Consider the following 22,304-nt stretch of genomic DNA (forward strand, 5'->3'; position numbering starts at 1 on the left):
TGGAGATTTCCATCCCCCTTTCTCTTTATCCTCTCAACCTTTAACTTTCGATTAAATGAAATTTAAAAAAATCACAGGGCTAATTGCCGCTACTTTTACTCCTTTCGATTCTAATAATCAAGTTGATTTGAAGATCATTCCTCAGTATAAAAATCTGTTGGCCCATAATAATATAAAAGGTGCTTTTATTTGTGGAACTACTGGCGAAAGCTCCTCGACAAGTTTCGAAGAAAAAAAGCAAGTCATTGATGCCTGGGCTAAATGTCAAGAAGATAATTTTAAGGTTATCGCTATGGTGTCTGGTACCAATCAGAAAGAAGGGATAGCACTTGCAAAAGCTAGTGCTGAGGCTAAAATTTATGGGATTTCTCTCAATGCTCCCTATTACTTTAAGACAGCTACCGTTAGGCAGTTAGTTGATTTTATCAAACCAATAGCTGCTGCTGCTCCAGATCAAGCCGTTTACTTCTATCATATTCCAGTCCTGACTCATGTCCATCTGAATATGTTAGAGTTTTTAGATATAGCAGGCAAGGAAATAGAAAATTTTGCTGGAATTAAATACACTCACAATGACCTGATGGAATTCAATCGTTGCTTGAGAGTTGAACATGGAAAATATGATATTTTATGGGGTTGGGATGAAACGTGTTTAGCTGGATTAGCTATGGGCGCTAAAGGGGCAGTAGGTAGTACTTATAATTTTGCAGCTCCATTATACAACGATATATTAGCCGCTTTTCAATCTGGAGATATGGAAAAGGCAAAGAAACTTCAGGAATTATCCATCGATTTCATCAGTCTCTATGCAAAGTATGGTGGCGCTGCTGCCGGTAAGGCTATTATGAGCATGGTAGGATTGGATTGTGGATCATTTAGGGCACCAATAAAGACATTAGACAGCATAGAAACTCAAGCTTTACACACTGCTCTTGAAGCATTAGGCTTTTTTGACTTTGCCTCAAGCCTTCCTCAAATTTAATTAAAAGGATATGAGAAGATTATTCATCCTTTTATTGATTTTCCAGTGTTGGGTAAGGTTGGAAGCCTCTCAAGACGAAATTACACAGCTCAATTGGTCCTCAATCGCCAATTTGGAAGATGTAGATTCCGAAGTTGGTAAATTAGGATATGCGGGAATGTTTGTAGGGGAGCACCGCGGAGCCATAATCATGGCAGGCGGAGCTAATTTCCCAGAACAAATGCCTTGGGATGGGGGGAAGAAATTTTGGTGGAATTCTATTTTTTTCTTAGATGTCACTCCAAATGGCTTTACTTGGGTTAAAAATTTGGATGTTAAACTAAGTAAGAATCTGGCCTATGGAGCAGCTGTCTCGACTCCCCAAGGAGTGGTTTTGATTGGAGGGGAAAATGAATCTGGTCCCCAAAATGATGTGACCATGTTAAGTTGGATTCCGGAAAGGAAAGAGTTAAAAGTATCCCATCTTCCCAAGCTTCCCATCCATTTATCATATACAACAGCAACCTACAGTCATGGAAAGGTCTATGTAGCAGGTGGGGAAGAGCAAGACAAAACATCGGATGCTTTTTTGGTTTTAGACATTGCTGCTGAAAATCCTCAGTGGAAAAGCCTTGCAACATGGCCTGGCGCTCCTAGGTCAAATGCCGTTTTGGTTAACCAAATGTCGGGAGACTACGAAAAGCTCTATTTGTTTGGTGGAAGAAGGAAAGTGCCAAATGCTATCAGTGAGCTTTATGCAGATGTTTTTGAGTATGATCCCAGATTGAATAAATGGAATCAATTAGATCCAATTAAAGATAATGATGGAGCTGTCGTTCCAATTTCTGCGATGGCAGGCGCACCTTATGGATCTGGTCACATACTTTTATTTGGGGGAGTTACAGGTAGGTATTTTTCTAAACTGGAAGCGCTAGCTTTAAAAATCAGTAATACTGAAAATGATGAAGAAAAAGAATATTTTGAAGAAGAGAGGAAAAAACTTATAGCAGAACACCCCGGATTCAGTAATCAAATATTTTCATTTCATGCTATCACGAAGACTTGGACTGTATTAGATGATATGCCATTCACAAGTTCTGTTAACACGATTGCAGTAACAAGTGGAAACCATATTATTATTCCATCAGGGGAAACTTCTCCAGGTTTACGAACATCAGAAATCAAAAGCTTGACTATAAAAAACAAGCAACAATTTGGAACGCTTAATTACATCGTTTTGGGAGGATATCTGGGTATTTTGGTGGTCATGGGCTTCTTTATTTCCAAAAAACAACACAATGTAGCAGACTTTTTCAAAGCTGGAGGCAGGGTGCCTTGGTGGGCAGCTGGAATAAGTGTATTTGGGACGCAGCTGAGTGCCATTACCTTTATGGCCATACCTGCCAAAACCTTCTCTACGGATTGGACGCTGTTTTTCTTGCTGATGACTATCATCATGATCTCTCCGGTCATCATCGCCTTGTTTTTGCCCTTCTTCCGCAGGCTTAACCTGACTACAGCCTACGAATACCTTGAACTGCGCTTCAACCGAACTGTTCGCAACTTGGGGAGCTTGATTTATGTCACACTTCAATTTGGGAGGTTGGGGATAGTACTGCTTTTGCCTTCCTTGGCACTCTCTGTCGTTACAGGAATGAGTGTGGAGCTGTGCATTTTGATCATGGGAGTATTGAGTATTCTCTACACCGTTCTGGGAGGAATAGAAGCTGTGATCTGGACGGATGTGATCCAGGTTTTGGTACTTTTGGGAGGGGCATTGGTTTCGCTTGTCCTAATGGTTTACCATATGGATATGGAATGGAGTTCCATCAAAGAACTGGCATTGGATTCCGGAAAAATGAGGATTTTTGATACTTCTTTTGATTTTACAGGAACAGCGATATGGGTGGTGCTAATAGGTGGACTGGCTTCCAACCTGGTGCAATATGGAAGTGATCAGACCGTCATACAACGGTACCTCACAACCAAAGATGAAAAAACCGCAGCCAGAGGCATCATGACTGGGGCCTGGATGGCTTTGCCATCTGCTTTGATCTTTTTTGCCATAGGGACTGCTTTGTATCTTTTCTATCTGCAACATCCACAAGACCTTTCACCGGTCATTCAAAATACCGACAGTATTTTTCCTTGGTATATTGTCACCCAACTTCCGCAAGGAGTTTCGGGGCTCTTGATCGCCGCTGTTTTTGCTGCCGCTATGTCTAGCTTGGACAGCAGTATGAATTCAGTCGCCACCGTGATCACCACTGATTTTTATAAACGTTGGTTTCCTTCCCAAAAAGAAGAAGGCAAACAGCTAACTTTTGCCAGATGGGTTACTGTAGCCATTGGTGTTGGCGGTACCTTGTTGGCCTTGATGATGGCGAGCATGGGTATACCTTCCTTATGGGATCAGTTCAATATGCTGATCGGATTATTTGCTGGTGGTTTGGGAGGGATATTCCTGATTGGCATACTTTCCCGCTCAGTCAACGGCCAAGGTGCAGTTCTTGGTTTAGCGGCAAGTGCCCTGGTGCAGATCTTAGTCAAATACCAAACGGACCTTAGCATTCACCTCTATGCCTTTACCGGCCTAGTAAGTGCAATGCTCTTTACTTATCTCTTTAGCCTTCTTTTCCAAAAGCCCAGCCCGAAAAGTATAGAAGGGTTGACCATACATTCTTTGAAGAAAGAAAAGGAAGAAATGCAGTATGAAGGGGTAATGGCTTATAGAGGTAAATGATAAATAATGTGTGAATCACGATAAGACCACTAACCAACTTAAAAATGATCAAAGTTAATTTGATATTAATTGATATTGGATATTGATAGATATTGACTTGAATTTATAAGTCTATTCTAATATGAAATTGCCAATTGTAATAAAGAGTGTAACAATGATGAATGAAAATGAAATTTGTATAAAATAGAAATAGAGAAAATATGAAAAAGTATAAGGTATTTGGATTGTTGACGATGATCATAGGCATGATGCTCTGTATCTCTTGTCAGTCTCAGAAACTGGAAAGTGGAAAGGCTCTCTCTTACGAACCCCGCTTCGTACCACTCCCTCAGGGAGGTTTTAGTCATGTGGGAAGTATTCTTTTGGATGGGAATACCCAAGCTGAAAATGGCCAGTTGACTTTGATAATCAATGGGAATCAGGCGATGGACAGCGTAAAGCTTGTAGCGAGAATTGGAGAAAAAGAAACCCAAGTGCTGGCCAAAACGGCTAAGGTCAAAGGCAAGACTACTTTAGAGCTTGCCGCTTTACCTTCTGGGGTACAATCCTTGGAAGTTCATGTCATGGCCAATGATGCCCATGATTTGAAAGACAAGGTCAATATTTCGGTAGGAAATATAATGCTGGATAAAAAGAAGATTGCTATAAACAGCACCAAAGAAGTTCCTGCCTACAGACTTGCTACAGCCTTAAGAAGTTATGGTTTTGAAGGCGTACATTCTTACAGGATACCTGGACTGATTACTACCCCAAAGGGAACAGTGCTGGCAGTATATGATATCAGGAGAAATAGCTCTGTGGACTTGCAGGGTGATATAGATGTAGGCCTGAGTAGAAGTACGGATGGCGGAAGAACCTGGGAACCCATGAAAGTGATCATGGATATGGGCGAATGGGGAGGCCTTCCTGAAGATCAGAATGGTATCGGTGATCCGGCGATTTTAGTAGACCATGAAACGGGTCATGTCTGGGTTGCTGCCCTATGGCAGCATGGCAAGCCTGGAAAAATGGCCTGGAATTCTTCCGAACAGGGTATGAAGCCTGAGGAAACCGGACAGTTTATGTTGGTCAAGTCTGAAGATGATGGTCTTACATGGTCTGAACCCATCAATATCACCCAACAGATGAAAGACCCCAAGTGGCACCTTTTCTTCAACGGTCCTGGTAAAGGTATTACGATGCAGGATGGTACCTTGGTTTTTCCTGCACAATACAAAGATGAAAACCAAATGCCTCACAGCACCATAATTTACAGCAAAGACAAAGGAAAAACCTGGTCTGTAGGTTCGGGAGCTAGATCCAATACTACGGAAGCCCAGGTGGTCGAGCTTGCTGACGGTACTTTAATGCTCAATATGCGGGACAACCGTGGAGGTTCACGGGCTGTTGCAGTTACCAATGATTTTGGAAAAACCTGGACAGAACATTCGACTTCCAGAAAAGATTTGATTGAGCCTGTATGTATGGCCAGCATCATTGATAATCCATACATAGACCAAATGCTGCTATTCTCCAATCCGGCACATGAAAAAAGAAGGGTCAATATGACCATCAAAGCAAGCAAGGATGACGGCAATACCTGGCCGGAAGGCAGGCAACTGCTTTTGGATGAAGGGCAGGGCTGGGGCTATTCCTGCCTGACCATGATCAATGAACAAGAAGTAGGGATACTTTACGAAAGCAGTGTGGCCAATATTACTTTTCAGATAGTGGATTTGAAGGATATTTTGAAGCAAAAATGAACCAATACGCAAGAATATACAGAGATGCCCTTTTGAATGATGTGGTGCCTTTTTGGGAAAAGCATTCGCTTGACAGGGAATATGGAGGCTATTTTACCTGTTTGGATAGGGAAGGGAAAGTCTTCGATACGGATAAGTTTGTGTGGTTGCAGGGCAGACAGGCCTGGACTTTTGCCATGTTGCACAACAAAGTGGAGAAGAATCCTGCCTGGTTGGAAACGTCCCGATTGGGGATAGATTTTCTGAAAAAGCATGGGATGGATGCGGAGGGGAATTTCTATTTCACTTTGGATAGAAAAGGATCCCCTCTAGTAAAGCCTTATAATATTTTCTCGGATTGCTTTGCGGCTATGGCATTCAGCCAATATGGTCAAGCTTCCGGAGATCAGGAAAGTTTGGATTTGGCAGTAAGCACATTCAACAATATCCTCGAAAGGCAGCATAACCCTAAGGGTAAGTATTCCAAAATCATTCCCGATAACCGTCCTTTGAAAGGCTTTAGCCTTCCGATGATATTGAGCAATCTTTGTCTGGAACTCGAGCCCCTGCTGGATAAAATCTTGGTGGAAGAAACCATAAATGCCTGTGTCAGGGAAGTAATGGAGGTGTTTTTGGACAAAGAAAGCCTGATGGTCTATGAAAACTTACTTGAAGACGGCAGCCTGAGTGACAGTTTCGAAGGCAGGCTGATCAATCCCGGACATGGGATTGAAGCCATGTGGTTTATGATGGATATTGCCAAGAGGCGTGATGACAAAGCTTTAGCTACTTTGGCTAAGGACGTTACCCTGAATTTATTGGATTACGGATGGGACAAAGAGTTTGGGGGGATTTTCTATTTCCTTGATAGGAAAGGCCATCCGCCGCAACAGTTGGAATGGGATCAGAAACTCTGGTGGGTGCATTTGGAAACCCTAGTTGCTTTAGCCAAAGCGTATCAGATGACGGGGGATACGGACTGTATGGGTTGGTTTGAAAAAGTTCACAATTATAGCTGGAAGCATTTTGCTGATCCAGAATTTGGGGAGTGGTTTGGCTACCTGAATAGGAGAGGAGAGGCCCTGCTTCCGCTCAAAGGAGGGAAGTGGAAAGGATGTTTTCATGTGCCAAGAGGGATGTATCAGGTGTGGAAGACATTAGAAAATGAATAAACTTCACTATGGATTCCGAATCTCCACTAGTATCAATTAGAAATGAAGTTTATAGATTCGGATACTTATTGATATTTGATATTCGTGGATATTAGTTCCAGTATTCAAATTGTTGCTGTAAAATCAAGTAAGTGTTTTCGTCCATTAATTACAATCATGATAACTTCAATAACAAGGATAATGCTTTTCTTTTTCACCATGTTGCTGCTCAATAACCCGGCTTCTGGGCAAACGGATTGGTATGATCCCCTAAGAGTTGATTTCCCTGTCATTGAAGGTAGATTCATGGATAAAAAGGATTATTTCAGGTTGCCTTCAGAATTGCAGCTTGTAGTGAGGAAGGAGGTTTGGGAACTTTCAAAAAATTCAGCTGGGCTTTCATTGGGATTTCTTACAGATGCTACTGAAATACAGGTCAAATACACCGTCAAAGGCAATCACCAAATGCCGCACATGGCTGCTACAGGAGTAAGCGGTGTGGATCTTTTTGTCAGGGAATCAAAAGAGGAGTGGAATTGGGCCCGTGGGGTGTACAATTTTGGAGATACCATTCAATACATTTTCAGAATAGATCCAAATCCTACTATTGAAAAAGAATTCAAACTTTATTTACCCCTTTACAATGAAGTAGAATACCTGAGCATGGGTGTGAGGAAAGGACATACGTTTGAGTTTATTGAAAAAAACAGCAAAGCCCCTATTGTGGTCTATGGAACATCTATCGCACAGGGAGCCTGTGCTTCAAGGCCAGCCATGGCCTGGACGACTATTTTACAGCAAGCTGTGGGTATGCCTTTGGTTAATCTTGGATTTTCGGGCAATGGATTGTTGGAAAAGGAACTGATTGATTGGATCAGTAAAAAGGAATCTTCTTTAATCATTTTAGACTGCTTGCCCAATTTTGTGCCTGGTAAAGGAATTTCAGATGATGAAGTCAGGGCAAGGATTCAATACGCCGCAAGGAAACTCCGAACAGGTAATCCCAAAGTGCCGGTGCTGTTTACGGCCCATGCAGGATATTCAGACCAATATGTGGATCAAAGCAGGAGGGACTTGGTAACCAAACTGAACACTATTCTTCTCGAAGAATTGGACAAACTATGGGAACAAGGAGTACATGGAATCCATCATTTATCTTCGCAAGCTATCGGATTGGATCAGTTTGATTTTGTTGATGGAACTCACCCTACTGATGGGGGTATGCTTAAATATGCCAAAGCGAATCAGAATAAAATTTTGGAAGTGTATAAAGAGAAGAGAAAATGAAGTTTCAATATTTTTTGATTTTGTCCCTGGCAGTTATTTCATTAAAAATGAATCCTGCTTTTGCCCAAAAAACGAAAGTTGCCTGTATCGGTGATTCGGTTACTTTTGGATATGGGATTTCAGAGAGGGACAGCCTAAGCTACCCAAGTCAATTGCAAAGAATGTTAGGGGATGCTTATGAAGTTGGTAATTTCGGGCACAATGGAGCAACTTTACTTCAGAATGGCCATAATCCTTATATCCAAACAGCTGCTTTTAAAAATGCATTGGCATTCAGGCCTGATATTGCGATCATTCATTTAGGACTTAATGACACTGACCCAAGAAACTGGCCCTATTATAAAGGTGAGTTTGAAACTGATTATGCATCTTTGATTGCTGATTTGAAGCAGGCAAATCCCGATGTCCGGATTCTGATTGCGGAATTAAGCCCGATTTTTAGTGGACATCCAAGGTTTAAAAGCGGTACACGTGATTGGCATCGGGAAATCAGGAATAAAACCCAAAAGGTTGCCATAGACAATGAAGTGGAGTTAATAGATTTTTTCAAGCCCTTGCATCAGCATCCAGATTTGTTTCCCGATAATCTGCACCCTATTGCTAAAGGAGCAGGGATTTTTGCTAAATTGGTTTATTCCAGATTAAGTAATGAAGCCCATGTTTTTCAACTTGGCAAAATCTTCCAAAATGGATCCGTCCTTCAAAGAGGGGAAATGGTTAATGTTTTTGGCAGGGGAATTCCTGGAGAAGAGGTTGTAGTCAGGCTGGGAAATTCAATTGGGAAAGACCAGGTTGATTTAGATGGAAATTGGCTTATTGAGTTGGGGCAGGTACCAACAGGAGGGCCATTTAATTTGGAAGCCAATCATATAAATGAAACTCTTAGATTAGATTCCATCTGGGTCGGAGACCTTTGGCTAGCGATGGGGCAATCCAATATGGACTGGCCGCTTTCACTAAGTAACGGGGGTAAGTCCTTGGAGGAAATTAGTCAGGAGAACCTGTTTCCTAGAATCTATAAATATGATCCTGTTGGTACAATGAACGATCAGGCCTGGGACAAAATGACCTTAGAAGCAGTTCAGGATTTAAGATTTTTTGAGGGACAATGGTTGTCAGGGCAGAAGCTGAAGGATGCTTCCGGGTTGGCATATTATTTTGCAAAGCAGTTGGGTTCCCATTTGGAAATTCCCATAGGAATTGTACAACTAAGTTTGGGTGGGGCACCTATCGAATCCTTTGTGTCTAGAGAAAGTCTTGAAGAAGACAATCTATTAGTCGATATACTATCAGGCTGGAAGCAATCGGATTTTATGATGCCATGGGTTAGGCAGCGGATTAAGGAAAATTTAGGGAATTCCTATGAAACACTTCAAAGACATCCTTTCGAGCCTGCCTATTTGTATGAAGCAGGTGTCAAGCATTTGGAAGGACTAACATTCAAAGGCTTGATTTGGTATCAGGGAGAAAGTAATACACTTAATCCAGTACTTTATGGCAGGTTGTTCAGACTTTTTGCTGAAGATATGCGGGCAGCATTTGGAGAAAGTTTACCGATTTATACAGTACAATTACCAGGTATGTCTAGGGTAGAATGGCCCTATTTCAGGGAGATTCAGGTACAACTGGCCCAAGAGATTCCTAGCGTTTATCTGGCTACTACAATTGACTTGGGAGACAGTCTTGATGTTCACCCAAGAGACAAAGAAAGTATAGGCAAAAGGTTGGCAGCGTTGGCATTGAACTATTCCTATGACATGCCATTTGAAGACCCAAGTAAGATTAAGGTGAAAGAAGTGTATTTTGAGAAAGATATCTTGAATTTGGTTTTTAACGTGAATGATGCACTTAAAGTGAAAAGTGGTCCTTTGGTTCATGGTTTTGAATTGATTGGTCCAAAAGGACTTCGAAAGAAAGTGAGAGCTGAGATATCTAAGAATACTGTATTGATTGAAGTACCTAAGAGCTTTAAACCGGAAGCTGTATGGTATGGATTTGAACCTTTTCCACAAACCAATTTATTAAGTCCCGCTGGTAATCCGATAGGGCCTTTCCGTTTACCTTTAAATTTCAATTGAAATATGATGAATATTGATATGAGAAATTCTTGGATGTTATTGCTATTGGTTTTAGGGCTTGTTTCTTGTCAAAATGAAAGGCAGGAAATTGCTAAGCCCAATATCATCATCATCATTTCTGATGACCATACCCAGCAGGCTATCTCGGCGTATGGAAGTAAACTGACCCAAACTCCGAATATTGACAGGATTGCAAATGAAGGAGTATTGTTCAACAAGGCCTATGTCAACAATTCCATTTGTGGACCGAGTAGGGCTGCTTTATTGACAGGTAAATACAGCCATAAAAACGGCTACCGTGACAATGAGAACTCCTCCTATGACTCTTCGCAGGATCAGTTTGTCAATCATTTGCAAAAAGCCGGATATCAGACTGCTTGGATTGGGAAATATCATTTGGGGGAAGACCCTAAAGGATTTGATTATTGGGAGATTTTGCCCGGACAGGGACATTATTACAACCCGGATTTTATACAGATGGATGGTTCTAGGGTCAGGAAAGAAGGGTATGTCAGTAATCTGATAGAAGATGCAGCAGAAAGTTGGTTGGATTCACGTGACCAGGATCAACCTTTCCTTCTGATTTTGGGGCATAAGGCCACACACCGGACATGGATGCCGGATTTGGATGATCTGGATATGTTTGACGAGGTGGAGTTTCCCCTTCCTGACAATTTTTATGACGATTACCAAAACCGGGAAGCAGCCCGTGTCCAGGATATGAGTATTGCGCACTCTATGCAAATGGCCTATGACCTCAAAATGTATCCTGAAGATACCAAAGATGGTAATGTCACCAGAATGACAGCTGACCAAAGAAAAAGATTTGATGGGTATTATAAGCCCATTCAGAAAGCACTTAATGAAGCAGGACTGGAAGGTGATGCTTTGACAGAGTGGAAATTTCAGCGCTACATGAGGGACTATTTAGCTACAGCTGCTTCCATGGACCGGAATATCGGTCGTTTATTGGATTATTTGGATAATCACGCTTTGAGTGAAAACACCATCGTCATTTACTTGTCTGACCAGGGCTTTTACTTAGGCGAACATGGTTGGTTTGACAAGCGCTTTATGTATGAGGAGTCTTTTAGAACACCCATGATGATGCGTTATCCCGGGCTTATTGCTCCAGGGACTGTTTCTGAGGATTTTGTCATGAATCTGGATATAGGCCCTACCATGTTGCAAGCAGCTGGTCTGGAGATTCCAAAGGATATGGATGGGAAGTCATTTTTGCCGGTTCTGACTGACCCAGAAGCAGAAGGAAGGGAAGCAGCCTATTACCACTTTTATGAAAATGGCGAACATGCCGTGTCCCCGCATTTTGGTGTCCGGACTGATCGCTATAAACTTATCCGCTTTTATAAGCGGGTAGAAGAGTGGGAATTGTATGATCTTGAAAATGACCCACAAGAGCACAATAATCTATTTGGAAATGAAGAATATGCAGAGGTTCACAAAGAAATGTATGCCAAATTGATGAGAGTGATTGAAAAATATGGAGATGAGGAGGCAAATGCAATTGTTGAACAGCCTATGAATGGAGATCTCAATCTAAGAAAAAAGTAAAATGAATAGGTTCTAAAATTGAAAAATAAAAAAATGGATAGCATAAAATCTCCGATATGGGCATTTCTGATTTTACTTTTAATTGCTCACTTTAAGGCGTTTGGTCAATCAGAAAAACTCCTTCCTCAACCATATCAAGCATCATTCGGAAATGCTGAATTGATAATCAAAGGGGACAAAGAGGATTTTAAAAGTAAGTTGACTGAATGGATTTCGGTGCCGCGAGATGGGTCTTATAATTTTGAAGATGTTCAGGTCAGCGTCCAATGGGTGGAGAAACTTAACGGCATTGATTTCAACAAAGATGAATCGTATCTTTTAGAAGTGACTGCTGAACAGATTGCCATTCAAGCAGTAAAAGAACAAGGGGCTTTTTATGCCCTTCAGACCCTGCTTCAATTGGCAGATGAAAAAGAAGGTAACCTGGTAATCCCTGAGTCCAGGATACTTGACCGTCCTGCTTTCCGTATAAGGGGATTTATGCATGACGTGGGAAGGAGTTTTATCCCTGTGGAAGAATTGATGAAGCAGATTGAAATCCTTTCCTCCTATAAGATCAATGTTTTTCATTGGCATTTTACAGAAGACCTTGCCTGGCGATTGGAATCCAGGCTTTTTCCTGAATTGACTGCCGATGAAAATTTCGAAAGATTTCCTGGAGAATATTATACCCAGGAGGATGTCAGAAAACTGTTGGATTTTGCCAAAAGACACCATGTCACTGTCATTCCGGAAATCGATTTGCCTGGGCACAGCGCGGCTTTCCAAAGGGCTTTCGGCTATGATATGCAATCCAAAGAGGGTAAGGAGGTTCTGAAAGCACTACTGACAGAGGCTGGGGATTTGTTTGCAGGCCTCCCATATTTCCATATTGGAACTGATGAAGTGAGATTTACAGACCCGGACTTTGTCCCTGAAATGGTAGCTTTTGTAAGAGCTATGGGTTTTAAGGTTGTATCCTGGAACCCTGGCTGGGATTACAAAGCTGGGGAAATAGATATGCTTCAACTTTGGTCATACCGTGGAAAAGCTCCCGAAGGAATTCCTTTTGTCGACAGCAGATTTCATTATATCAATCATTTTGATGCTTTTGCCGATTTGGTAAGCTTATTTAGAAGCAATGTGGCGGGCTATGACATAGGGTCGGAAGCAGTTGCGGGCTCGATTTTGGCCATTTGGAATGATCGAAAATTGAATGACTGGAAGCTGATCATCAGAGAAAATAACTTTTATCCTGCCATGCTGACTTTTGCCGAAAGACTTTGGCAAGGCGGAGGAGAGGGCTATTTTGATGAAATAGGTGTTTTATTACCTCAACCGAGCACACCTGCTTGGGAGAGTTTCGCAGACTTTGAGGATAGGCTATTGTGGCAAAGAGATCATCAATTTGAAAACTCTGATTTCCCATACTATAAACAAAGAGACATGGAGTGGCTGGTCTTACCCCCATTGGCCAACCAAGGAAATTTGGACTTGGAATTTGACTTTGAAGCTGATCTTAAAAAAGGTCAGGTACCAACTGAGATGCTTGCGGAAGCAATTCATGTAAAAGGCGGAGGAACATACTTGAGGCACGTTTGGGGTAACCTGGTCCCTGCTGCCATCAAAGACCCCAAGCCCAATCATACCGCTTTTGTAATTGGAAAAGTTTATGCTACTGAAGACAAGGAAGTCAAAGCAGTGATTGTCTTTCAGGATTATAGCCGATCAGAAAAGGATCTTCCGCCCCCTCAGGGCGCATGGGATTGGAAAGGAAGTAAAGCTTGGATCAACGGTGAACCGATCCTGGCGCCAATTTGGGAAAATAGCCATACAGACAAAACTAATGAAATCCCCCTTCAAAATGAAAACTGGCAAAGTAGACCAGCACAAAGGTTGACCTTGAAAAAAGGATGGAACATGATTTTACTTAAATTGCCAGTAGGCCAATTTCAAACCAAGGAATTACGCTTGGTCAAGTGGATGTGGAATTTTGTGATACTAGATAAGGACGGTCAAGAGGCGGAAAGTTTGAAGTGGGATAACTCAAAAATTGAATCCAAATAGATAGTTGAGCTGTTTGGGATTTGTATTCCCGAACCCTGATTATAAGGATTTGCTATCTATTTACCCAATCTAGGTTTAGCGTTGGAATTGGAAATTCTTTCTATCTGACCCGCGGAATTTCAAATTCCGAGGAGCGAGTATAACACAAAAATTGAACCCAAATAATTGCGCAGGCATTCTGCCAACAAAAAATCCTTCCCCTACATCAAGGGGAAGGATTTTTTATGCTGACAGGATACTTTCTGATTGAGATACTTTTTCAATTTTGAATTTACGTGTTCCGGCAGGCAAGTTCCATTCTATTACCTTACCTTCTTGAAATCCTATCAGGGCTACTCCTAATGGAGAAAGGATAGAAAGCTTCTGCTCTGCTAAATTGGCATTTTTGGGAAAGGTAAGCGTAAACTGTAGTCTTCTCCCACTTGCGATGTCGATAATTTCAAAGCTGGAACCAAGCTGTATGACTTTCTCGGAAATTTTATTGTCAGCCACTATTTTGGCTCTTCTGAGTTCCAATTGTAAAATTCCCAGTTCTTTGGTTCTTCCGCTTGAAGGGATACTTTCCATAAGTTCGGAAAGCGCTTTTTCGTCTGATTTTTTAATGATAGGTACCATAATTGATTACGTTTGATTTTTGTGAAATATAGATAGCCGAACAAATACAGCAGACCTGAGAGGTGCTTGGCTATATCAGTCGGAAATTGATAGAATTTACCCTAGAAGTGAAAGGGAAGGGTTCCCCTGCTAAAGCACTGTTTAAAGAGATAGCAGGGGCTTAGTTACAAAGGCCTTGCTTTGTGCGGATTTCAAAAATTGCATAGAATTCCCCTGAAAGAAAAAGTTGCTGTTGGGCTTTATGTTAAGAGGAAATTGCACAGTGCAAGATACGATTTTTGTCAGATAATCCGGATAGTTTATAAAGAAAAACAAGGTGTATTTAATATCTTGGCTATTTGCTAAATTTATGCTCAATGGCTTTATACGATTTCTATTTTCAACAATTCAATGAGAAGGTTCCACTCACAAAAGAGGAACAAGAGCAGATTCAAACCTATCTTACACTAAGAAAAATGGGGAAAAAACAATACTTTCTCCAGGAAGGAGAGGTTTGCAAAAGTTATGCTTTTGTGAATAAGGGCTCCTTGAGAAAGTATTCTATTGAAAATGGAAATGAGCACATCATACAGTTTGCCATTGAAGGTTGGACAGTCGGAGATTTGTTGAGTTTTCTTAGCGAGGAGCCTGCCACTTACCATATTGACACCCTTGAAGACAGTGAATTGGTACTTATGAGTAAGGCTGCCCATGATGAGTTGCTCAGGACACAACCTAAATATGAAACCTATTTCCGTCTTCTTATCACAGGGGCCTATATTGCTCTTCAGCGACGCCATTCTTTTACCTTAAGTCTGCCTGTTGAGCAGCGGTACATGGACTTTGTAGAAAAATATCCTGAAATCGTTCAAAGGGTGCCCCAACACATGATTGCTTCCTACTTGGGCCTTACACCCGAAACCCTCAGTCGAGTGAGGAAGAAATTGACCAAACATAAATAATCTATAGATTTTTTTCTTGATTTAAATCAATGAAAAAGGCTTTGGCATGGGGTAATTTTGTAGCTAAAGTTTAGCAAAAACTCAAATAAAGTTAATCAAGATGATAGAACAGAGCAATCCCTTATTATGCGATCTGGAGACAGGTATGTGTGAAACTCCTGAATCCACAGCAAAAGGCGTGACGAGTAAGAAGGTGAATTCCCTTAGCAAACCTATTAAAGTAATCTACTATACAGACCCAATCTGTTCGTCCTGCTGGGGGATTGAGCCCCAACTCAGGAAATTGAAACTGGAATACGGAAGCTACATAGCTATCGAATACAGAATGGGAGGCTTGTTGCCCGATTGGAGCTACAATAGTGGAGGAATTAGTAAGGCTTCTGATGTGGCCCATCATTGGGACGAGGTAAGTTTGCATTATGACATGCCCATTGATGGGGATGTATGGTTGGAAGATCCATTGGATTCCTCTTACCCGCCATCCATTGCCTTCAAAGCTGCCCAAATGCAGAATGAGGACCTTGCAATTGCTTTTCTTAGAGTAATTAGAGAAATGGTTTTTCTACAAAAAAAGAATATTTCAAAATGGGAAAACCTTAAAGCTGCGGCTGAAAAAGTCGGCTTGGATCTAGAACAGTTCAGGTTTGACTTTGAAGAAAAAGCGAAAAGGTTGTTTGAAGAGGATTTGATGCTTGGAAGGAAGTTGGGCGTAAGAGGTTTTCCCTCGCTTTATTTCTCCGATGGTCAGGGAAACACTGAATTTGTGTATGGCACCAGAGCTTATGCCTTTTATGAAATAGCCGTGCTCAAATTGGCTCCCGAAGCAAAGAAATCTGAGTACAGGAGAAATTGGGAGGCATTATTTGGCAAATATCCAACTCTAACCGCAAAAGAATTCTCGGAGCTATCCGGAAATGGCAGGGCGGAAGCAGTGGAAGTATTGGATGTCCTGACTACCCAAGGAAAGTTGGTAAAAGAAACTACTAAAAACGGGTCTCTGTGGAGAAGAAAGATGGATTAAAGAGCGCTGAGGAATAATATTAATGGATAGGAAAAAATTTCTTAAGACCTTGGTCCCGCTAATGATTGCGGGACCTTTAGCCATATCAACCATGAAATTGAAAGAACTCAACATAATGAAAGCCCCTCTGGGCAAGACCCAAAAAATGCCTGTATTATTCCTTGGGCATGGGAGTCCTATGAATGCCATTGAGGAAAATGAATTTGTGGCCGGGTTCAGGAGTATTGCTAAAGAAATCCCGATGCCAAATGCCATCTTGTGCATTTCTGCCCACTGGGAAACACGGGGAACCTTGGTTACAGCCATGCAGCATCCGCCCACCATCCATGATTTTGGCGGTTTCCCTCAAGCGCTTTTTGATGTTCAATATCCTGCACCTGGCAGCCCTGATCTTGCTAAGGAAACACAGGGATTGATCACAAAAGCCAAGGTAGAACTGGATGATAAATGGGGCCTTGACCATGGTGCCTGGTCTGTAATCAAGCATTTGTATCCAAATGCGGATATTCCAGTGGTACAAATGAGCTTGGATCATTACCAAACTCCTCAATACCACTATGAACTTGCGGCGGACTTGAAGTACCTTAGGGAAAAAGGAGTACTGATCATTGGGAGTGGAAATATGGTACACAACCTCAGGATGTTGGCATGGGGCAAGATGAATGAAAACTACGGGTTTGATTGGGCATTGGAAGCCAATGAAGCAATGAAAGGCTTTATTCAGAATGGAGATCACCGTGCCATGATCAATTTCCGTTCGCAGGGCAAAGCTTTTGATTTAGCCATCCCCACACCGGAACATTATTTACCGTTGCTTTACACCTTAGGCTTGCAGGAGAAAGGGGAGGAGTTATCTCTTTTCAACGACCAAGCTGTGGCAGGTTCGTTGACCATGACATCTGTGAAGATTGGGTGATCGATCGAAATATTTTTTATTTATATAATCTTTCGTTTTGATGAAAACTGAAAGATTTTTTACTTATATTTCAAGCGTATTTCTTATTTATTTGATTTAATAAGAAAGAATATGATGGTTAATTTGAAATTAAATCTTTTCCAAAAAAGATGTAGTTGTCAGAATTGAATTGAAGAAAGGTGAAAATAGATTTAAACTTAAAGAATTAACAGAAAAAATATGAAAAAAACAGCCTTAAGACGTTCTAGGATACTGGAAGCACTTGATAATTTTGGACAAGTTAATGTTAGTGAATTAAGTAAAGAGTTTGATGTTAGTGAAGTAACAATAAGAAATGATCTAGCCAACTTAGAAAAAAACAAGCTTCTAATCAGAGCGCATGGTGGTGCATTCAAGACAAATACGCTTGCTATTCCAGTCACAGAAAAGAAGAAGATTAATTTGGATGCAAAGAAAGCTATTGGGAAAGCTGCAGCGAAAATGATCCAAGAGAATGATTCTATTATTTTAGATTCTGGTACCACAACTTTCGAAATCTCCAATAATCTTGGGAAATTCGAAAGACTTTCTGTTATCAGTAATGCCTTAGATATCATTAATAATTTGGCAAACTTCGATAATCTTGATGTCATGGTTCCTGGTGGGTTTTTGAAGGAATTTTCAATGTCACTTGTAGGTCCTATGGCGGAAAGAAACTTCAAACAACTACATTGCAACAAACTTTTTTTAGGAGTGGATGGTTTTAAGTCAGATGTGGGAGTGTATACCTACCACATGGAGGAAGCCTATCTTAACCAATTGATGATTGACATTGCAGAAGAGGTAATTGTAGTAGCAGATTCTTCAAAGTTCAAAAAAATCGGTTTTGCTTTTATAGCTGGTTTTAATAAAATTCATAAAGTAATTACCGATAATGATATTGAACAAGAATATGTCAAAATGCTTGAAAGAAACAATGTTGAAGTAATTATTGCAAATTGATAGGTGCCTTTAATTCTTTTCAATTTTAAATCTAAATCATGCAAAACTTAACCAACAAAACAGCATTAATCACAGGGGGAAGTAAGGGGATAGGCTATGGGATAGCAGCCGCTTTGCTTGCTGAAGGAATGAAGGTGGCAATCACTAGTCGATCTCAAAAAGCGGCGGATGAAGCTGCCTCTGAACTGGCCAAAATAGGAAAAGGAGAAATTATAGGTATTGAAGCAGATGTGAGGAACTTTGACTCTCAGCAAAATGCAGTAAACCAAGTGCTTGATAAGTGGGGTCAATTGGATCTACTGGTGGCAAATGCTGGAATTGGCCACTTTGCTTCTGTGGAAGACATGACCATGGAGCAGTGGCATGAGACTATTGATACCAATCTTACTGGGGTGTTTTATAGTATCAAGGCTGGATTGGATGGGTTGAAGCAATCTAAGGGTTATTTTATTACAATTTCAAGCTTAGCAGGTACCAACTTCTTTGCTAACGGATCTGCGTATAATGCCAGCAAGTTTGGGGTGACAGGTTTCTCTCAAGCCGCTATGCTGGATCTGAGAAAGCATAATATTCGAGTGACCACAATCATGCCTGGGTCAGTAGCTACCTACTTCAACAACCATCAGCCTAATGATGCTGATGCTTGGAAAATTCAGATCGAGGATCTAGGACAGATGGTGGTAGATCTGATGCAAATGCATCCACGTACACTTCCTAGTAAAATTGAAGTGAGGCCGACAATGCCTCCTGGTGCTTAAGTGTAAAAATCAAAAGCCTGATCTTCAAAATGATCAGGCTTTTGATTTTTGAAACAGATAAGTGTTTAATATGGATACATTGAACTTTGCCAATAACATTACAAAATTCCGACTTATCTCACTTTCGATCCGCCCCAGCCAAGTTATTAATTGATACTTGTCCGACCTAGGCGGGTTGGATAATTGTTGATACAAGACAATTGTATTTGTTGTTAGATTTCTTCAAGCATTGGAAATGTTTAAATTCAACTTTCAACTGAATTTAATCAAGAGTTAAGATATATCATTAGTAATCCCCAAAGAGAAACACATTGGACATTTTAGTCCTTGGTTAATCCAATGGTACTATCATCATTCATTTGGAAGCGATGCAGCAGTTGGTTGATGAATTTCAAGTCGGTTTTAACTCTCGGATCAGAGTCATTTAGAGACAAGAGTTGTTCTTTGTATTGGTGAAATGCTTTACTGGCATTGTTGTAGTCTTCCATCCTAAAATAGATCAGTCCTTCTTCTAAGTCTAAATCTATAATTCTGCCATCATCCATGGTTTTGGCATTCTTGATATATTCCAATGCTTGAAGATTTGAATCTAAGTCATTACCTAATTTTCTATATAATTTGCTCAAAAGAAGGTACTCCTCAGCCATAGCCATGCCCATAGATTCTAATTTTTCTGCAAGTTTTAATGCATATTCATAGTTTTTACTATGAAACTCCTGCCAAGCAGTATAGCTCACTGCATTAGAGGTCAAAGCAATGAATTGGGATCTGTCCTTCATAAAATAGTGACTATTATTTTCCCAGAATATTTGGCTGGCTTGTCGTGTAAGCTCGAGCTGCTTCTGATTGTAATTAGCACCTATTCTTTGAAGATTTTCATAGGTCAAATAGGAAGCAGCCAGTCCTATATTCAATGCATCATCAAAGCTGTAATAGACGCCATTGCGTTCACCATTGTAGGCCATTACTGCTGCTGATGCAAATGCTGCTATATTACCCCAGGTTCTAGCTCTATTTTCTGCTCTGATTGCATGGTTTAGGTTGATAAGGTTGTGATCGAGGACGATGTTAGCAACTGATTCAGCAAGCATATTGACAAGCTCTTGCTCCGTATTGGCACTGGCTATGGCTCCTGTGGTGAGGACGATCATGCCATTTTCAAATGAAAAGTAGGTGGGTTCAGTCGACTTGATTATGATTATATGAAACACCCTATTCTTGTCTTTGATCAAATAATTTGGGTGAATTTTAAAAATTAGCTGATAGAGGTAATCATATAGAAGTTCGTCCTCGAAAAGCAAATTGTTTTGTTTGATTTCATCAGCATATTCCATAGCCTCAATACTTAAGAGTTCCCTGTTTTTACTTTCCCAACCTTTATCAGCCACATCTATGGCTCTATTTTCAAACCATAAATTATCCCAATAGCTGAAATCGTCAGGTAAAAGATCTACTCTATCCATATTTACTAATACAGTCTGGTAGGGAACCTTGATTGCATATTGAATTCTTCCTGAAACATCATTTGTTTTTACACCAACAACTTTAACTGTATCGCCTACTTGAAAGAGATCAAATCTTCTATTGACTATACCTTCTTTATATTGTTGTGCAAAAGAGGGTTGTAGGTACGAGACAAAAAGGAGGACTAATATGAGACTTTTCTTCATCATGTTTTCAGTTTAAAAGGTTGTATAAGGTTACGGTATTTTTTTATAAAAAGTTAGTTTAGAAATCAAAATACATAATCAAGTATGTCTATCTGTATCACAAAAAGGAAGTATCTTCCATGGCTTCTTCTGTCATTCTTTCTGCGACTTCTTTGCCTAGGTAATTATCTATCAGGTGATGTCCAAGGTAGAGTAGGGGAGTCAATAAGATGGCGACTGAGAATTTATAGATATAATTGATGATTCCCACGGATACCACCTGTGCCCAGCTCCAATTTCCGAATATATAAAAAGCAATGCCGAGGACTACGAAAGAGTCAATAAATTGAGAAACCAATGTAGACCCAGTAGCACGGAGCCAGATCATTTTGGCTCCAGTGATGGCTCTGAGTTTCTGAAAAACAAATACGTCTATCAACTGACCAAGTAAAAATGCAATCAAAGAGCCTATGATAATTCCTAATCCTTGCCTGAATATGGTGTTGAAAGCATAGTGAATATTGAAGGAGTTACCATCTGGGTCAGGGGTATTTACATCTAGCCAAAAAGGTGCAGGTTCTAGTTGGGTTACTATAGATATGATGATGAAAATGTAGGCAATGAAAAAAGCGGTGATGAAGCTGATTTTACGAACACCTTTTTTGCCATAATATTCATTGATAATGTCAGTAGTAATAAAGACTATGGGCCAGATCACAGCCCCTGCTGTCAAATTGAAATCCAACACATAATCTCCAAAGAATGTCCAGCCCACTGGTTCAAAACCTAAGGTGAGTTCTCCAGAGAAAATTTTGACACCTATGATTTCTGCTAGGATCGCATTGGTCAAAAATATGCCCGAGAGAATGATAAATAGGTTGGTCTTCTTAGACTGAAAAGCTTTGTCCTTTGTAGAAATATCCATGTTTCTTTGCTTATAGGAGCTTAATCAATGATGTAATTTACTCCTTCCTCGGTAGCATAGGTGTTTTCAAATATGAGTTTTGCCTGCTCTAGTAGAGGTGTAGTATCTAGGTATCTGGTAGAGTAGTGACCAATCAGCAGTTTTTTTGCTCCTACTTTTGAGGCAATATCTCCAGCCTGACGAGCTGTAGAATGGAATGTTTCAGTAGCCCTTTGTGCTTCATCATCCCCAAAGGTAGCTTCATGGTAGATTGTTGTGGCATTGCTGATGTGATTGACTAGATCTACTGGATCGTAAATCGTATCCGAGCAGAATGCATAAGATCTCAATGGTTTGGGAGGTAAGGTGAAATCTTCCACTTTAAGTAATTTCCCATCTACACTTAGAAAATCTTTTCCAGCTCTCAGTGTATTGATGGCTTCTACACTAATTTTTTGTTCTAGGAGCTTGGCTTTATTCATGTTGAGCAAGCCTTGTTTTTCTTGAATCAAAAAACCAGTGCAAGGCAACCTATGTTTCAATGGAAAGCTAAAAACTTTGTATTTTTTTTCTTCCAAGATCAATTCCTTTTCTTCCGGATTGGTTTTCACAAACCTGATAGGAAAATTTAACCTTGTATTGGAATATTTAAGTTGTGTAGTGATGATTTCGTCTAGACCATTAGGGCCAAAGATGGTTAGTACTTTTGTTCTTTTTTGAAGATGAAAAGTAGCAATCATGCCCATCAGCCCAAAGTAATGATCTCCATGAAGGTGGGAGATAAAAATATAATCTATCCGACCATATTTGAGTTTAAATTTGCGCAGCTGAATCTGTGTACCTTCCCCACAGTCCAAAAGAATGGAGGAAAGTCCAATGTTGACCAGCTGCGCTGTTTGATTTCTGCCATGAGCAGGAATCGCAGAGTTGGAACCTAAAATGCTAACGTTGAATTCCAAA

17 protein-coding genes are annotated in these 22,304 nt (G+C 40.6%); 13 read left to right on the plus strand and 4 right to left on the minus strand.

Annotated features, from left to right (window positions below; translation table 11 throughout):
• The first annotated feature begins 55 nt into the window (after positions 1-55).
• From BW935_RS11395 to BW935_RS11430, 8 genes are all read left to right on the plus strand, one after another.
• The gene (locus BW935_RS11395) at positions 56-982 is read left to right on the plus strand and encodes a dihydrodipicolinate synthase family protein (RefSeq protein WP_076501588.1); all 927 of its coding nucleotides are present in this window, start codon (positions 56-58) and stop codon (positions 980-982) included.
• Between the two features lie 10 nt (positions 983-992).
• A complete protein-coding gene (locus BW935_RS11400) occupies positions 993-3,704 on the plus strand; it encodes a sodium:solute symporter family protein (protein WP_076501590.1) in 2,712 nt (903 codons plus the stop codon).
• A gap of 200 nt (positions 3,705-3,904) precedes the next feature.
• On the plus strand, positions 3,905-5,446 hold the full coding sequence (locus BW935_RS11405; RefSeq protein WP_076501592.1) for a sialidase family protein: 1,542 nt from the start codon (positions 3,905-3,907) through the stop codon (positions 5,444-5,446).
• Positions 5,443-6,597 carry a n-acyl-d-glucosamine 2-epimerase gene (locus BW935_RS11410; protein ID WP_076501594.1) on the plus strand — a complete coding sequence of 385 codons (1,155 nt, stop codon included), beginning with the start codon at positions 5,443-5,445 and terminating at the stop codon, positions 6,595-6,597. Before BW935_RS11405 ends, BW935_RS11410 begins: the two co-directional genes overlap by 4 nt.
• A gap of 156 nt (positions 6,598-6,753) precedes the next feature.
• Positions 6,754-7,863, plus strand: coding sequence for an SGNH/GDSL hydrolase family protein (locus tag BW935_RS11415; RefSeq protein WP_076501596.1), 1,110 nt, complete (start codon positions 6,754-6,756; stop codon positions 7,861-7,863).
• Complete coding sequence (locus tag BW935_RS11420; RefSeq protein ID WP_076501598.1) at positions 7,860-9,941, plus strand: GDSL-type esterase/lipase family protein; 2,082 nt, start codon at positions 7,860-7,862, stop codon at positions 9,939-9,941. The genes BW935_RS11415 and BW935_RS11420 overlap by 4 nt, the downstream gene beginning before the upstream one ends.
• Positions 9,942-9,944: 3 nt before the next feature.
• Positions 9,945-11,513, plus strand: coding sequence for a sulfatase family protein (locus tag BW935_RS11425; protein ID WP_139325541.1), 1,569 nt, complete (start codon positions 9,945-9,947; stop codon positions 11,511-11,513).
• A 33-nt stretch (positions 11,514-11,546) separates the two neighbouring features.
• Positions 11,547-13,559 carry a family 20 glycosylhydrolase gene (locus tag BW935_RS11430; protein WP_076501600.1) on the plus strand — a complete coding sequence of 671 codons (2,013 nt, stop codon included), beginning with the start codon at positions 11,547-11,549 and terminating at the stop codon, positions 13,557-13,559.
• 222 nt (positions 13,560-13,781) lie between these two features.
• Here the strand turns inward: BW935_RS11430 and BW935_RS11435 are convergent, their stop codons facing one another.
• Positions 13,782-14,174, minus strand: coding sequence for a GreA/GreB family elongation factor (locus tag BW935_RS11435; RefSeq protein ID WP_076501601.1), 393 nt, complete (start codon positions 14,172-14,174; stop codon positions 13,782-13,784).
• 356 nt (positions 14,175-14,530) lie between these two features.
• Here BW935_RS11435 and BW935_RS11440 point away from each other — a divergent pair, with 356 nt between their 5' ends.
• The 5 genes from BW935_RS11440 to BW935_RS11460 all read left to right on the plus strand — a co-directional run bounded on the left by BW935_RS11440 (position 14,531) and on the right by BW935_RS11460 (position 18,791).
• Positions 14,531-15,115 (plus strand): Crp/Fnr family transcriptional regulator, encoded by a 585-nt coding sequence (locus BW935_RS11440; protein WP_076501603.1) that lies wholly within the window; start codon positions 14,531-14,533, stop codon positions 15,113-15,115.
• Positions 15,116-15,215: 100 nt separating this feature from the next.
• Complete coding sequence (locus BW935_RS11445) at positions 15,216-16,136, plus strand: DsbA family protein (RefSeq protein ID WP_076501605.1); 921 nt, start codon at positions 15,216-15,218, stop codon at positions 16,134-16,136.
• 91 nt (positions 16,137-16,227) lie between these two features.
• Positions 16,228-17,052, plus strand: coding sequence for a 4,5-DOPA-extradiol-dioxygenase (ygiD, locus tag BW935_RS11450; RefSeq protein WP_076501695.1), 825 nt, complete (start codon positions 16,228-16,230; stop codon positions 17,050-17,052).
• Positions 17,053-17,271: 219 nt separating this feature from the next.
• Positions 17,272-18,033, plus strand: coding sequence for a transcriptional repressor AgaR (agaR, locus tag BW935_RS11455; protein ID WP_076501606.1), 762 nt, complete (start codon positions 17,272-17,274; stop codon positions 18,031-18,033).
• 38 nt (positions 18,034-18,071) lie between these two features.
• Positions 18,072-18,791 carry an SDR family oxidoreductase gene (locus BW935_RS11460; RefSeq protein ID WP_076501608.1) on the plus strand — a complete coding sequence of 240 codons (720 nt, stop codon included), beginning with the start codon at positions 18,072-18,074 and terminating at the stop codon, positions 18,789-18,791.
• Positions 18,792-19,111: 320 nt separating this feature from the next.
• On the opposite strand, the gene BW935_RS11465 is transcribed toward BW935_RS11460, so the two are convergent.
• The 3 genes from BW935_RS11465 to BW935_RS11475 form a co-directional block, all read right to left on the minus strand.
• Positions 19,112-20,464: a hypothetical protein gene (locus tag BW935_RS11465; RefSeq protein ID WP_076501609.1), complete on the minus strand. Its 1,353-nt coding sequence runs from the start codon at positions 20,462-20,464 to the stop codon at positions 19,112-19,114.
• A 94-nt stretch (positions 20,465-20,558) separates the two neighbouring features.
• Entirely contained in the window at positions 20,559-21,365 is an 807-nt protein-coding gene (locus BW935_RS11470; protein WP_076501611.1) for a queuosine precursor transporter, read from the minus strand.
• A gap of 20 nt (positions 21,366-21,385) precedes the next feature.
• Entirely contained in the window at positions 21,386-22,303 is a 918-nt protein-coding gene (locus BW935_RS11475; protein ID WP_076501612.1) for a ribonuclease Z, read from the minus strand.
• Position 22,304: the final 1 nt, after the last annotated feature.

The organism is Belliella pelovolcani (assembly GCF_900156785.1).
Classification (GTDB): domain Bacteria; phylum Bacteroidota; class Bacteroidia; order Cytophagales; family Cyclobacteriaceae; genus Belliella; species Belliella pelovolcani.